We start from the raw sequence: 13,260 nt of genomic DNA, 5'->3' as shown, positions 1-13,260 counted from the left end.
GCTGCGCCGTCGACGAGAGCGAAGCTCTCGTCTGCCAATCAGAAATCTTCGATTTCTGATGATGGGCCTCGTGCCCGGCACCCTGCGGTCGCAAGTGGTCAAGCATCGAGATGCTGTCGCGGTTGCTGTCGGTATCAACGACAAGCGAGATACCGACGCTATCACCGAACCCACCGAGAGAGTCTCACCAGACCTTCGAATACCCGCGGCTCCCGGTCGCCGGAGAGCCACCACAGAAGTAAACGCTCTACCGAACGATCCGACAGCTCTCGCCGGCACGCTCGACGTAGCCGGCCGACTGCAGCGACCGCAGCGTCGGGAGCAGTTCGATCAGCTTCAGGTCGAGCGCCTCGGCGATGCCGTCGACGGTCGCTTCCACGACCGACGAGAGGTAGACGTAGACGAGCTTCCCGGCGGTCGAGTCCACGTCCGCCGGCGGTTCGGTGCTGAGTTCCGTCGTCGCGTCCGCCCGATTGGGCTGGGTCTGCGTCATTGAGTACGCCGACGAGTTCGACATCCGTAAATGTTGGTTACAACGATCGTCGAACACGCGGGTCCCGTCAGTGTATTCTGGGACTCAGTGCCGGACTGCACAGTTGGGGAGGGAGGGAGCTAACGCTAGCTCCGGCAGCCTCCATCGCTCTCGAAGCGTCGTCGGTCCGTGCCGGCTGAACCGTCGAGCGTTCAGTCCCGCAGGCGTCGCCACGTCGCCAGCGAGATCGCCCCCGCGGCCCCGAGCAGGCCGAACCCGGGGGCGCTCACGCTCTCGCTGTCGGCCGCCGGCGTCGACGTGGGCGGAATTGAGGACGACGTCGGGCTGTCTGGGGTCGACGACGGGGTCGGCTCAGCGGTCGGCGTGGGCGTCTCCGTGTCGGTCAGCGCCGGCGGCGACGCCTGCTCGCCAGCACGGTTCGGGAACGTCACCAGCGCGCCCTTGCCGGCGTTGTACCGCCCCCGCGAGTGGCTGCTGGCGACGAAGAACTCCTCGGTGGCGTACTGGGCGGTCCAGAACGTCCACTCGTGGGGGTCGCGCCACCACGCCAGCAGCGCCGGGTTCCGCGGATCGCTCACGTCGTGAATCTTGACGCCGCCGTCGTACCACGAACTGTAGAGGCGATCGCCCCTGATCTCGAAGTTGTGCGGCGTGGTGTTGATCTCCCCCTTCTCGGGGTTGCGGGAGTCGGGCGCCTCAATGGTCGCGAGGCGCTCCGGCTCGGTCTCCTCGCGTACGTCCCAGAGTTCGACCTCGCCGAGGGGTTGGATATCCGTCCCCTCCGTGAGTTCGGTCGGCCACGCCTCCTTGTTGAGGACGAGCAGCGAGGCGTCGTCGTTCACGGCCGCCGTGTGGTGGTTCCCCGGCATGCTTAGCGAGTGAACGACGGCGTCCTCCCCCGGGATCTCCGCGAGCGTTTCCGGCGACCGACCGCCGATCCGGGTCACGGCCGTCGGCGCTGCCGGATCGCTCACGTCGAGGATGAACGTCCCGGCGTCCCACTCGACGACGTACGCCCGGTCGCCCTGCGCGTACACGTCGTGGGCGAACCGCAGCAGGCCGTCCACCTCCGCCCACGCCGGGTCGGCGTCCCGCGGCGCCCAGCGGCCGAGTTCCGTCGGCTCGTCGGCGACGCCGACGATCACGACCTCGCTCCCGTTGACCAGGTACGCGCGCTCCTCGGTCAGGGCGGCGTTGTGGATGGGGAACTCGGTCTCGTGGAACGCGACCCGTTCCGGATCTTTCGGGTCCGTGACGTCGTACAGCAGGAATCCCTCGACCACCGGCTCCTCGTGCCCGTTCGCGGGGCAGGCCACGAGCAGCAGATCGCCGGTTGCCTTCACGTCGAGAATCTCCTGCATCGGCCCGCCCTCTCGCTCCGCCAGCAGCCCCGTCCGGCGCTGGAGGACGGCAGGCTCGCTCGGCGTCGAGATGTCGACGACCGCGAACCCGTCCTGGGTCGCGACGTACGCCGTCTCGTTCTTGGGACCGACGACCGCTTCCGTCGCGCCGGTGATCGAGACGGAGCCGAGCGGTTCGAACGGTGATTGTGCGGCCGATACGGTGGCAGGGAGGGCGCCGACGGCGGGGATCGCACAGCCGGCGGCCCGGAGGAACTGACGCCGGTGCATCGCCCCGACGGTGGGCGCAGCGGAGCAAAAGCGTGCTGGAGGCTGAAACGGGAACTGTCGTTTCCCCGCCCCGAACTTGTTCGGAACCACGGGTAGGGGCCGAGAGCGCGTAGCGTCGACCATGTCCGGACTCTCACCGTTCGGCGGCGGGAACGACGACGCCACGTTCGACGAGGAGGGGGAGTTCGTCCCCGAACATCTCCCCGAACCCGGGGGGTTCCTCGACGGCCACAACGTGCTCCTCGCCGACGAGCACGTCGCCGTCCACGAGATCGCACACGAGCTGTTCGAGGAGCGCGGCGTGTACGACATGACGTTCGGCTACAACCTCGCGCGGCTGAACTTCGACACGCGCCACCCGGAGGCTGGCTTCCGGTACGCCGAGGAGGCGGACGACCCGGCGGTGCTGCGGGCCGAGTTCACGCCGACGACGGCGTTCTGCCCGCAGACCCACACGCTCACTGTCGGCGCGTTCCGGGCCTGGAACGGGGTCGACGACCGTCACGACTACGAGATCGTCCGGATCCGCGCGGCGCCGATGCATCAGGAGAGCGACGCGGTCAACGAACAGTTGCGATCGCTGGAGGAAGAGTACCGGGAAACGGGGACCGTTCCGGAGGAAGACGACGACGATGCGCCGGCGACGGACTCGCCGGACGTGCAGTTCTGACCCCGCCGTCGACGTTCTCCCTGCCGCTACCTCCCCGCTTCCGGACTACGACTCCTCGGCCGCCGGAGCGAGGACGATTATCGCCGTGCTCGGCTCGACCGCGTGGGGAGAGACCGCGCGGTCGCCGCTGAACCGGGCGAGTTCGCCCGACTCCAGTTCGTACGTCTCGTCGTCGAGCGAGACCTCCAGCCGGCCGTCGAGGAGATGCAGAACGACGCTCGTCCCGGGGTGGGTGTGTTCGGGGACCTCCTCGCCGGCGTCGAGTTCGAGCCGGACCGTCCGGGGGTCGCGCTGCTCGAACACTTCCGCGTGGGGCGCGTCGGTCAGGTCGTCGATCGCGGTGATCTCGGGCATCGACGGGATTCCGTCCGGGTCGGGCCTGAGCGTTCGGCCGAAGACGTTCGTGCCGGCGGCTCAGTCTCGATCGGGTGACGCCGACGCGCCGTCGGACTCGACCGCCGCCCACGTGCCGAGCAACACCGCGAGTAGCGACTGGGGGGCGTGCTCCCGGACGACGCCGGCGACGTTCACGACGAACAGCAGCGTCCCGGCGAGGACCGCGACGCCGCCGACCGCCGGGACGAGCCACGGGAGGCCGAGCAGGCCGTCGGCGACGAGCAGCGCGGTTCCGGCGAGGAAACACCAGAAGTCGGTGGCGGCGAGCCGGTCGTTGTACAGGTCGTCGACCATCGGCACCGGCTCGTACCCCAGTCGGTCGCTGTAGCGGTGGACCCAGACGACGAACGGGACGACGTGGTAGACCGTGCCGAGGACGACGAAGCCGACGACGCCGAGCAGGAGCAGGTGGCTCACGCCCGGCCGGCCCAGCAGCGCGGGTCGGGTGAGCGGGTCGGCGAGCCACGCGGGCAGCGCGAGCGCGGCCCACAGCGCCGTCGTGACCGCGACGACGGCGTACCGCGAGAGCATCGGCGTCCGCTCGACCTGCGTCTCCCAGAGCCGGCGGGCGAGCACGACCGCGAACGCGACGAGCGCGAGCGCGACGAGGACGCCGCCGGCACGCGCGACGGTCGCCGATTCCGCGAGTCGGCCGCCCGCGAGCAGGAGCACGCCCGCCGGGTAGCCGAACTCCTCGAACCGACCGAGAGGGACGTCGATCCCGTGGAGTTCGGTCTGGGTGAACATCGTCCCAAGCTGGTAGAGCGCGCCCAGTACCGTCGTGAGCACGGCGCCGAACACCGCGAGCGTCGCGTGGGCGCCGACGACCGCCGGCCGGGGGGCGGGGAGCATCGACGGTCGAGCGAAGCCGACCGCCAGCAGCAGCCCCAGCAGCGTCGCGAGGAGGAAGAAGCCGAGCGCGAGCGCGAAGTGGCGCTCGGTCGTATCGAACGGCCGCGCCCGGGCCAGCGTCCGGCCGATGTTGTAGACGAACACCCAGAACCCCAGCAGCATCGCCGCGCCGAAGGCTGGCAGGAGCGCGAGCCGCCCGGCGAGCAGGCCGGCGGCGAACCCCACCAGCCCGCCCGCGATCAGCGGGAGCTGGAGGGCGGCGAGCCGGTTCGAGTGGAGGTCGACGCCCGACCAGACCGGCACGAACTGCGTCATCGCGCCGGCGATCGTGAGACAGACCCAGCCCACGAGCAGCAGGTGGGCATGGGCGAGCGACAGCAGTCCCAGTCGGAAATCGGCGACGGCGGCGAGGCCGGCGACCGCACCGAGCGGGAGGAACGCGCTCGCGACGAGGAAGTGTCGCAGCGGGACGGTCATCGGCGGCTGGCGGTCGGCGTCGACGTCGCCGGGGATCGCGCTCATACCGGAGCAACGGGTCCCAGCGGCCTCCCGATGGCTGCGAACACGTTCGGGTCGGGGTTACTGCTTGGGGAACCGCGCCACGTACTCGTCGTCGTCGCGCTGTTCGACGCTGTAGCCGTCGGCGTCGAACGACTCGACCTCGGCCTGCATCTCGTAGAACAGGGGTTTGGGCTCGTGGTCGTTCACGATCACCAGTTCGTCGCCGCTGTCCAGCGAGTCGAAGGCGTCGTGGATCTTCGGGTGGCGGTTCGACGGCGGGATCTCACGAACGTCGAGTGTGGTCTCGGACATCTGTTCGAGGTAGCGGGCGGCTCCCCCAGAGGGTTCTTCCGAAGGTGTTCGGCTCGGACCGGCCGGGGAAGCGTCCCGAACGTGTTCGGCAGCACCGATTGGTGCGGCAGGGCTGTACGATCAGCTATCGATGCCATGTCGCAGCGACACCCTCACCGCGAACGATTCGGGACCAGTCGTGGACGCTCGCTGCCCGCCGACCGCGCCTCGATCGGCCGGGCCGCGAGCGACGCCGACGAGCGCAGGGTAGCCGACGATGAACGCGTCACGACTACCGAGCGATGACCGGACAGCTGTACGGAGCGAGCAAGCTCGCAGAACGGAGAACGATGGAACGTGACCCGATCGCGGTCGAGGCGCCGCAGCTACAGGACGTGCTCGACGCGCTGGACGATCCGGACTGCCGAGCGATCATCGAACAGCTCGACAGCCCGATGGCCGCCAAGGAGCTCTCCGAGGCGTGTGACATCCCGCAGTCGACGACCTACCGCAAGCTGGACCTGCTCAGCGACGCCTCGCTGGTCGACGAGCGGACGGAGATCCGGGACGACGGCCGCCACACGACCCGGTACGTCGCGGACTTCGAGGAGATCCAAGTCTCGCTCGACGAGGACGGCTCGCTCGAACTCTCGATCGGCCGCACGGAGTCGACGCCCGAGGAACGGCTCTCGGCGCTCTGGTCGGAGGTGCGCACCGAAACATGAACGTCGCCGTCGTCGTACTCAAGACGCTCACGCTCGTCCTCGGCGGCTCGATCACGCTGTACGCGGTCCGGGCCTACCGGCGTAACGGATCGGCGGCGCTACGGGCGCTCGCGATCGGGTTCGGTGCGATCACCGTCGGCGCGCTGCTGGCGGGGATCGTCGACCAACTCCTGCCGGTGAACAACGAGTTCGCGCTCGTCGTCGAGAGCGCGTTCACGACGCTGGGGTTCGGCGTGATCCTCTACTCGCTGCACGTGGAGTAGAGTTCGGGAGGGAACGTCCCACACCGCTCGCCGTCAAGCGGGCGTCGGGAGGTCCACGTCCTCTCGGCGGCCTCGACAGACAGCCGACCCGGAGCGGATCGAACGGGCCGGGAACCGCACTCTACGCACTCTTCCACTATCGATACAGGTCGAACCGTCGGAAAATCGTCCCCAAGAGCACTGCGACCGGGATAATCTCCAAGCGCCCGACCCACATGTTGACGATCAACATCGCCTTGGCGGTGTCGGGCATGCCGGGGCCAGTGATCCCGGAGTCCAGTCCGACGTTGCTCTGGGCGCTCATCACGTCGAACACCACGTACTCCAACGGGTAGGCCGGTGCCAGAACACGCAGGAGGACGGCGACACCGACCGCGAGGAAGGTGATCCAGAGGACGAACACGACCGTCGCCTCCGTGTACTCGCCTTGGAGCTGTTTCTCGTCGAGCTTTCGCTCGCCGATTCGGAGGTATCGGATCGCACTGTCGGGACGGAACACCTCTTGAATCTGCCAGACGGTCCCCTTGACGAGGGTGGCGACCCGGATCAGTTTGAGCCCGCTGGTCGTCGACCCGGCGGCCCCGCCCGTGAGCATCCCCAGACACGTCAGCAGCGTCGCTCCGGCGCTCCAGACCTGCTCGGTTCCGCCGCCGATCGTCGCGCTCCCGAACCCGGTGTTCGACGCGGCCGAGACGAACTGGAACAGGCTCACCCGGAACGTCTCTTCCAGCGTGGCGTACTCCCCGTTCACGTAGAGTATCGCCGTCAGCGCGAGCGATCCGCCGACGAACCAGATCAACACCCACCGCGTCTGGAGGTCCGAGTAGAAGTTCCGGAGTTCGCCCTTGAACAGCAGATAGTGGATCGGGAACGCGATGCTGCCGGCGATCATGATCGGGACCGTCGCGTACTCGATGATCGCGCTGTCGTAGTGCCCGATCGACTCCGCGTGGACCGAGAACCCGCCCGTCGCGATTCCCGTCATTCCGTGGTTGATGGCGTCCCACAACGGCATCCCGGCCAGCAGGAACAGCACGATGGAACCGACAGTGAGACCGACGAAGATTTTCCAAATCTCCTGAACCGTGGTGACGATACTCGGGTGGATCTTCTCCGAACGCGCCTCGCTCTCGTATAGCGTGTACGACCCGCCCCCGCCACTGCGGCGGAGGATCGCGACGGTCAGCACGATGACGCCGACGCCCCCGACCCACTCGATGAGCGACCGCCACCAGTGCAGCGACCGCGGGAGCTTCTCCTCGACGGCGGCCATCGTGAGACCGGTACCGGTGAAGCCGCTCATGCTCTCGAACACCGCATCGAGCGGGTGTCGGAACACCGCCGTCGTCGAGTCCATCGGTGGCGTGTTCGCCCAAACGGGGAACGGGTCGAGCTGAATCGTCCACGCGATGAGCACGAACGGCAGCCCCCCGAGGACGCCGACCAGCGCCCACGCGGTCGCGGCGGTCACCATCGCGTCGCGTTTCTCCGGCGGCGCTGCGTCCCGATACCGGCGGGCGAGTGCGGTGCCGATCCCGGCCGTAACGGCGGCGGAGACCAGAAAGGCGGGGATCGCGAAGAACTCTCGGTTGACGGCTGCCACGACGATGGAGGCGACCATCATCAGCGAGACAGCCTGTACGATTCGACCGACGTCGCGTCCGACCGTCTTCGTGTCCACTCTCATCGTGACTGATCGGGTAGCGTTCCGAGGTAGCGGCCATCAGTTTCGGACGCCGCGACGACGAACGGTATCGCGCCGAACGCCGCCGTCACGAGCCAGCCGAGCGCGGCGACGATCATCGCGTGGTAGCGTTTCGGCTCCGGAGCGTCCGCGAGCTTGTACGTCGCTCCGCCGGCAAGCGCAGTGACGCCCGCAGCGGCGAGAAACGCCAGCGTGCTGTACCACTCCCGGTAGAGCGAAGCGACCAGCAGCGGCACCAGCATCAGCTCCCCGATGCGGATGTGGAGGGCACCGACGTCTCCGAGGGCGGTCTTCGGAGCGGTCGCGACGTCGAGTCGGCCGACGGATGAGTTGGACATGATGGCGAGGAGACTGTTCGTTAGTTACGCTTCCCGGTCTTCGTAGTGTCCGAAGACGTCCGTCAGTTCGGGGTCGGCCCCGGTGGCCGAGTAGACGGTCAACAGATCGTTCGCCTCGATCCGGGTGTTCCCTCGGGGGGTCAGCGGCCGGTCTTCGCCCTCACGCTCGATAGCGACGATCAGAGCGTCGTCCCCCAGAAGGCCGCCCTCACCCGCTTCAGTGAGCGTTTTCCCGGCGATCGGCGCGTCCTCCGTAACGGTGATCTCGAACACCTCCGCCCGCTCACCGATCCGCATGTAGTCGACGATCGCCGGTCTCGCGACCGCCCGATAGAGATATCCGGCGATGAGCTGCTGTGGGTTCTCGATCGTGTTCACGCCGATCTGCCGGAAGAGGTTCATGTGCTCCGCATCGTGTACGACCGACGTGATGGCCGGAACGTCCAGTTCCTTCGCGAGCAGACACACCATAACGTTGGTCGCGTCCTGATCGGTCGTCGAAATGATCGCGTCGGCCCGCCCGGCGCCGGCGTCCTCAAGCGTCTCCATCGTCGTCGCGTCCGCGTTCAGAACCAAGCAGTCGTACTGTTCTGCGATCGCGTCGGCTTTCCGTGCGTCCCGCTCGACGACGACGACCTCGTTTCCGGAACGAGTAGCGATGTCGATGAGCGGAGAACCGATGTCACCCGCTCCGACGATGATGATGTACATAGATGTGAGTTATCGGATGATCGTCCGCGAGTCCATCCCGCGTTTCAGTTCGTTCATGCTTCGTAGACCTCGCAGCTGGCAACTGGCACGACGACACACTGGAAGACGGAGACCGACATCTCAGCCCTCCTCCGATTTGCCGTAGACCTTGCCGAGATAGTGCCACCGATACTGGCCCGCCCCGTCGTCGCCCTCCGGCTCCCAGGTGACGCGGTAGGCGAACGGGCCACGGGCGTCCCCCCTCTCGTCGGGGCGTTCTACGACCGCAATCGTGTACGTGCCGTGGTCCTCCACGCGAAGGAGGTCCTCGCCGGGCCGTGACTCGATGGCGTCGGTGAGCGGCGGATGCGCGTCGAGAAGCTGTTGGGCGTAGTGAACGATCTCTCGGAGTTCCGCGTCGCTACACCCCTCGAGAGTCGCGGCGACGTCCTTCGGGATACCGTCCGGGGTATCGATCTCGGATCGTGTCATGGGTGTTGGCCAGTTCGGTCGTACACCGCTGGTCGGCCGTCGAACGGGACCCTGGTGGTCCCCGTGCTGGCTACTCCATGGTAGATCACCGATGCAGAATAAGTGTTGGCATTCAATTTTTGCTACGAAAATATACGACCCATATTTTTCAACTTGCAGAATCTCGGTGGTCGTGTGAGAGCCATGCGCGGTCACGACAACGAACTGACCATGCTCGTATCGGGGATTAATTATGCGTACTGACCCTACCCCGAGTATGGAATACCGCGTCGACGAGATCGACAAGCGGATCCTCTACTATCTGGCGCGTGACGCCCGGAACACGACGGCGTCGGAGATCGCCGAGGAGATGGAGGTGACCGCGGCAACGATCCGGAACCGGATCCACCAACTCGAGGCGGAGGGGATACTGCGCGGGTATCTCGCCGACATCAACTACAAATCCATCGAAGGACACGTCACCTACCAGTTCAGCTGTACGGCCCCGATCCCGGAGCGTGACCGGCTCGCCCAGTCTGCGCTGGATGTTTCCGGCGTGGTGGCCGTCCGAGAGTTGATGACCGGGAAGACGAACATCGCGGTGACTGCGGTCGGATCGAACACCGAAGACATCAGCCGTATCGCGGGTGAACTGTCCGACATCGGCTTGGAGATCGAGGACGAGAGCGTCATCGAGGGGGAGTACCACCAGCCGTACAACCCGTTCGGGCCGGAAGACGCCCCCGTCGGGCCGTCGTTGACTGACTTCATGAGCCTCGCCGGCGGCGCAGAAGTCGTCGAGTTCACCGTCTCGGAAGGCGCCAAGGTCGCGGGGCTCACCATCGAGGAGGCAGTCGAGGAAGGGCTACTGGCCGACGAAATGCTGGTGGTCGGGATCGAACGGGACGGCGACGTACTGACGCCGAAAGGTGAGACCGTCATGCAGACCGGCGACGTCATCTCGCTGTTCTCGAAGTCCGGGCTGGAGAAAGGAGCGCTCGAAGTGTTCGGAACTCAATAACGCGGCCCGACTACGCACGCCCGGTGCGAGGCGCATTCGTGGACCGGCTGACTGTGGGCAACGCGACAGGATCGTGACTGTCGAACAGTACGGAACGCGCGGGACACACGGTTTATTCACGCCGAGCCCGCGGCCCGGTCACCGGGAATTATACTCCCGTCGGCCGACTCGGGGCCATGGCACTCGCGAACCCGGACCTCTCCGAATCGACGGCGTTCATCACCGGCACGACCCGCGGGATCGGTAAACAGCTCGCGCTCGCGCTCGCCGATCACGGCTGCAACGTCGTCTCGACGGGGAAGACGACCGACGGCGACGAGACCGAGCTCGCTGGCTCGATCGAGCAGACGGCCCGCGAGGTGCGCGAGCGCGGGCCGGAGTCGCTCGCGCTCGAACTCGACCTCCGCGACGAGGACCGCGTGGAGACCGTCGTCGACGAGGCGATCGACCACTTCGGCGAGGTGGACATCGTGATCAACAACGCCAGCGCGATCCAACTGGCGAATATCGCCGACCTGCCGGCCGACCGGTTCGACCTGCTGACCGACGTGAACGTCCGCGGGAGCCACCTCGTCGCGCACTCGTTCGCCGACCACCTCGCGGGACAGGAAGGGGCGTGGCTGCTGTCGAACTCGCCGCCGATCGTGACCGACCGCTCCCCCGGGAAGGCGCCGTACGCGTGGTCGAAGCTCGGGATGTCGTTCATCACGCTCTCGCTCGCCGAAGAGCTGGCGAGCGACGGTGTGGGCTGTAACACGTTCTGGCCGGTGACCACGATCGACACCCGCGCGAGTCGCTACTTCGAGCTCGGAACCGAGGACGACTGGCGCACTCCGGAGGTCGTCTCGGACGCGGTCCTCGAGATCCTCGCGCGCGATCCGTCCGAGTGTACGGGCAACAGCTTCTACGACGAGGCGCTGCTCCGGGAGGCGGGCGTGACCGACTTCTCCGAGTACAACGTCACCGACGGCGACCCGGCGCCGATGTCGGCACGGATGTTCGATCCTGAGTTCCAACGCGAGGCGTGATCGGTCCGCCGCTCGAAGCGGGCCTCACAGCCTCCTGAATCGACCTAAGTAGGCGTTCAGCGACCGGAACCAGTTCTATCACGGCTGGACTCCAAACGCCCGGCATGAATCGGAGACGAACGGTCGCCGTCGTCGTCCTCGCGATCGCCGTTGCCCTCCTCTACGGCCTGTTCGGCTACCACCCGGCGGCCGCGGGCACCGACGCCCCGTTCGACGACGCCGAGCCCGACGGGTCGTACAGCTCCAACATGTCGCTCTCCACGAACGGAAACCAGTTCGTCGCCTACGACATCAGCAACGACGAGCCCGACGGGGAGATGCTCCTCACCGCCGAGTTCGAGGACGTGACGTACACGACGTACTGGCACGAGAACCGCTCCGTGACGCGGTCGGTGGCGTCGACCGCAACGCAGTACGAGCAACTGCTCGAACTCAGCGCGGACGAACGGCTGGTCAGACAGAACAACGAGACGATGACCGCCGTCGTGGTCGACACGGACGAGGAGTCCCCGGGCGGTGGGCGCAGCCTCCTGCTGACCGTCCTCGAGTACCCGGAGTACGAGCGAACGGGGACGACGACGTACGAGGGACGGAAAGTCGCCGTCTACGCCGCACAGAGCGGGTGGTACAACACCGCCAACTTCGAGTCGGGCCGGACGGCGTACAACGTCGAGTTGGCGTCGGGCGTCCTCTACGTCGACGCGGAGACCGACCAACTCCTCTACGCGAACGTCACGTTCCGGTTCGTCCGCGCGGAGACCGTGGGGGAGTACCTCCTCAACAAGCACCTCCGCGGGGAATCAGCGACCACGTCCATCGACGTCGCCGTCGATCCCGGACCGACGAACGTCACCCGGCCCGAGTGGGCGCCGGAATCGGACGACTGATCCGGAGGATCGCTGGACGAATCCGAGGAGAAGGCGGCGATCGGGCGGGGCGAGTCGTTCCTCAGACGCTCCGGCGGCGGACCAGCCGACTTGCCAGCCACGTGCCCGCGAGGCTCCACGCGACCAGCGCCGCCACGAGCACCGGCGGCGTCACGCCGGAGCCGACCAGCACGTCGGCCATCCCGCCGGTCACCGTCGGCACCGACTGGAGCGCGAGCACGCGGAACGCGGTGGCGGGGTTCGCGAGCACGAAGGCGGCCAGCCAGTCCGGCCCCACGAGGTCGGCGGCGATCAGCCCGACGGAGACGAGGTCGTGGACCAGCGCGACCCACACCCACAGCAGCAGCGCGCCGCCGAGGGCGTGGGTCTTCTCCGCGGCGAGCGTCGACAGCAGCACCGACAGCGCGAGGAACGCCGCGCCGCCGAGCACCGCCGCGCCGACGAGTCCGAGGTACGCGGCGGTGAACCGCCCCTGGGCCGCGAGCCAGAGCCCGCCGACGCCGAAGCCGGCGACGACCGCGCCCGTAAACACCGCCAGCCGACCGAGGTACGTCCCGACGACGATGCGGCCCCGCGGCACCGGCAGCGCGAACAGCACGCCGAGCCAGCCGGACTCGTCGCGGCCGACGACGGCGTCGGAGCCGAACAGCAGCGCGACCAGCGGAAGCAGCAGCGCCGAGAGCTCGACGAGGCTGACGACGACCGCGTCGGCGCGGACCACCCCGCCCTGCCCGCCGAGGGCGATGACGAGCAGCGACAGCGAGGCGAACAGCGCCGCCAGCGCGAACGCCCAGCGGTTCCGGACCGCGAGGGTGAACTCCAGGCGCGCGACGGTGGCGACCTGATCGAGCGCCGACCCCTCGCTCACCCCCGTCGGCAGGGCGAACGCCGGCTCCTCGGTGACGCCGTCCTCCTCGGCGCTCACGTCCGTCATCGTTCCACCTCCAGAGTCTCTCCTCGACTGCCACCCGCCTCCGCGATCAGGGCGCCGAAGCCGGCTTCGATGTCGTCGCCGCCCAGCTCCCGCAGCTCGTCGACGGGGCCGTCGAACAGCAGGTCGCCGTCGTGGAGCACCGCGGCGTCGTCACACAGCGCCTCGATCTCCGAGAGCACGTGGCTCGTGATGACGACGGTCAGATCGGACTCCTCGCGCAGGCGGTCGAGGATGCGGTGGAACTCCGCGACGCCCAGCGGGTCGAGGCCCGCGGTCGGCTCGTCGAGCAGCAGCAGCCGGGGGCGGTCGAGCAGCGCCGATGCGAGCGCGAGCCGGCGGTTCATCCCGTTGGAGTAGCCGCCGA

17 protein-coding genes are annotated in these 13,260 nt (G+C 67.7%); 6 read left to right on the top strand and 11 right to left on the bottom strand.

All coding sequences use genetic code 11. From position 1 onward, the window contains the following. Window positions 1-247: 247 nt before the first annotated feature. A complete protein-coding gene (locus ACFR9S_RS05070) occupies window positions 248-493 on the bottom strand; it encodes a MarR family transcriptional regulator (protein ID WP_379733200.1) in 246 nt (81 codons plus the stop codon). Between the two features lie 191 nt (window positions 494-684). Next, window positions 685-2,124: an LVIVD repeat-containing protein gene (locus ACFR9S_RS05065; protein WP_379818193.1), complete on the bottom strand. Its 1,440-nt coding sequence runs from the start codon at window positions 2,122-2,124 to the stop codon at window positions 685-687. Window positions 2,125-2,245: 121 nt separating this feature from the next. Between ACFR9S_RS05065 and ACFR9S_RS05060 the strand changes: the two genes are divergently transcribed. Beyond that, the gene (locus tag ACFR9S_RS05060; protein WP_379818192.1) at window positions 2,246-2,794 is read left to right on the top strand and encodes a hypothetical protein; all 549 of its coding nucleotides are present in this window, start codon (window positions 2,246-2,248) and stop codon (window positions 2,792-2,794) included. A 45-nt stretch (window positions 2,795-2,839) separates the two neighbouring features. Here the strand turns inward: ACFR9S_RS05060 and ACFR9S_RS05055 are convergent, their stop codons facing one another. The 3 genes from ACFR9S_RS05055 to ACFR9S_RS05045 are packed head-to-tail and all read right to left on the bottom strand — an operon-like array spanning window position 2,840 to window position 4,855. After that, on the bottom strand, window positions 2,840-3,148 hold the full coding sequence (locus ACFR9S_RS05055; protein WP_379732425.1) for a cupin domain-containing protein: 309 nt from the start codon (window positions 3,146-3,148) through the stop codon (window positions 2,840-2,842). Between the two features lie 60 nt (window positions 3,149-3,208). Next, a complete protein-coding gene (locus ACFR9S_RS05050) occupies window positions 3,209-4,564 on the bottom strand; it encodes a hypothetical protein (protein ID WP_379818191.1) in 1,356 nt (451 codons plus the stop codon). A gap of 57 nt (window positions 4,565-4,621) precedes the next feature. Then, window positions 4,622-4,855 (bottom strand): DUF2249 domain-containing protein, encoded by a 234-nt coding sequence (locus ACFR9S_RS05045; protein ID WP_379731248.1) that lies wholly within the window; start codon window positions 4,853-4,855, stop codon window positions 4,622-4,624. Between the two features lie 329 nt (window positions 4,856-5,184). On the opposite strand from ACFR9S_RS05045, the gene ACFR9S_RS05040 reads away from it, so the two are divergent. Further along, window positions 5,185-5,559, top strand: a complete 375-nt coding sequence (locus ACFR9S_RS05040; RefSeq protein WP_379731249.1) for a helix-turn-helix domain-containing protein — start codon at window positions 5,185-5,187, stop codon at window positions 5,557-5,559. After that, window positions 5,556-5,822 (top strand): DUF7521 family protein, encoded by a 267-nt coding sequence (locus tag ACFR9S_RS05035; RefSeq protein WP_379731250.1) that lies wholly within the window; start codon window positions 5,556-5,558, stop codon window positions 5,820-5,822. The genes ACFR9S_RS05040 and ACFR9S_RS05035 overlap by 4 nt, the downstream gene beginning before the upstream one ends. 136 nt (window positions 5,823-5,958) lie before the next feature. Here the strand turns inward: ACFR9S_RS05035 and ACFR9S_RS05030 are convergent, their stop codons facing one another. From ACFR9S_RS05030 to ACFR9S_RS05015, 4 genes are all read right to left on the bottom strand, one after another. Next, entirely contained in the window at window positions 5,959-7,509 is a 1,551-nt protein-coding gene (locus ACFR9S_RS05030; protein ID WP_379731251.1) for a TrkH family potassium uptake protein, read from the bottom strand. Further along, complete coding sequence (locus ACFR9S_RS05025) at window positions 7,506-7,865, bottom strand: hypothetical protein (protein WP_379731252.1); 360 nt, start codon at window positions 7,863-7,865, stop codon at window positions 7,506-7,508. Before ACFR9S_RS05025 ends, ACFR9S_RS05030 begins: the two co-directional genes overlap by 4 nt. Window positions 7,866-7,889: 24 nt before the next feature. Beyond that, a complete protein-coding gene (locus tag ACFR9S_RS05020; RefSeq protein WP_379731253.1) occupies window positions 7,890-8,576 on the bottom strand; it encodes a potassium channel family protein in 687 nt (228 codons plus the stop codon). A gap of 120 nt (window positions 8,577-8,696) precedes the next feature. Continuing rightward, window positions 8,697-9,047 (bottom strand): hypothetical protein, encoded by a 351-nt coding sequence (locus ACFR9S_RS05015; protein ID WP_379731254.1) that lies wholly within the window; start codon window positions 9,045-9,047, stop codon window positions 8,697-8,699. A gap of 256 nt (window positions 9,048-9,303) precedes the next feature. Between ACFR9S_RS05015 and ACFR9S_RS05010 the strand changes: the two genes are divergently transcribed. The 3 genes from ACFR9S_RS05010 to ACFR9S_RS05000 all read left to right on the top strand — a co-directional run bounded on the left by ACFR9S_RS05010 (window position 9,304) and on the right by ACFR9S_RS05000 (window position 11,962). Continuing rightward, a complete protein-coding gene (locus ACFR9S_RS05010) occupies window positions 9,304-10,047 on the top strand; it encodes an Lrp/AsnC family transcriptional regulator (protein WP_379731255.1) in 744 nt (247 codons plus the stop codon). A gap of 176 nt (window positions 10,048-10,223) precedes the next feature. Further along, window positions 10,224-11,075, top strand: a complete 852-nt coding sequence (locus tag ACFR9S_RS05005; RefSeq protein ID WP_379731256.1) for an SDR family oxidoreductase — start codon at window positions 10,224-10,226, stop codon at window positions 11,073-11,075. Between the two features lie 104 nt (window positions 11,076-11,179). Continuing rightward, the gene (locus tag ACFR9S_RS05000; RefSeq protein WP_379731257.1) at window positions 11,180-11,962 is read left to right on the top strand and encodes a hypothetical protein; all 783 of its coding nucleotides are present in this window, start codon (window positions 11,180-11,182) and stop codon (window positions 11,960-11,962) included. A gap of 61 nt (window positions 11,963-12,023) precedes the next feature. On the opposite strand, the gene ACFR9S_RS04995 is transcribed toward ACFR9S_RS05000, so the two are convergent. After that, complete coding sequence (locus ACFR9S_RS04995) at window positions 12,024-12,896, bottom strand: ABC transporter permease (protein WP_379818190.1); 873 nt, start codon at window positions 12,894-12,896, stop codon at window positions 12,024-12,026. After that, the coding region (locus tag ACFR9S_RS04990; protein WP_379818189.1) for an AAA family ATPase at window positions 12,893-13,260 on the bottom strand (368 nt) is incomplete at its 5' end. The genes ACFR9S_RS04995 and ACFR9S_RS04990, both read right to left, overlap by 4 nt.

It is taken from the genome of Halolamina salina (assembly GCF_042678005.1).
GTDB classification, from domain to species: domain Archaea; phylum Halobacteriota; class Halobacteria; order Halobacteriales; family Haloferacaceae; genus Halolamina; species Halolamina salina.
This window is presented reverse-complemented; position numbering and strand designations above follow the sequence as displayed.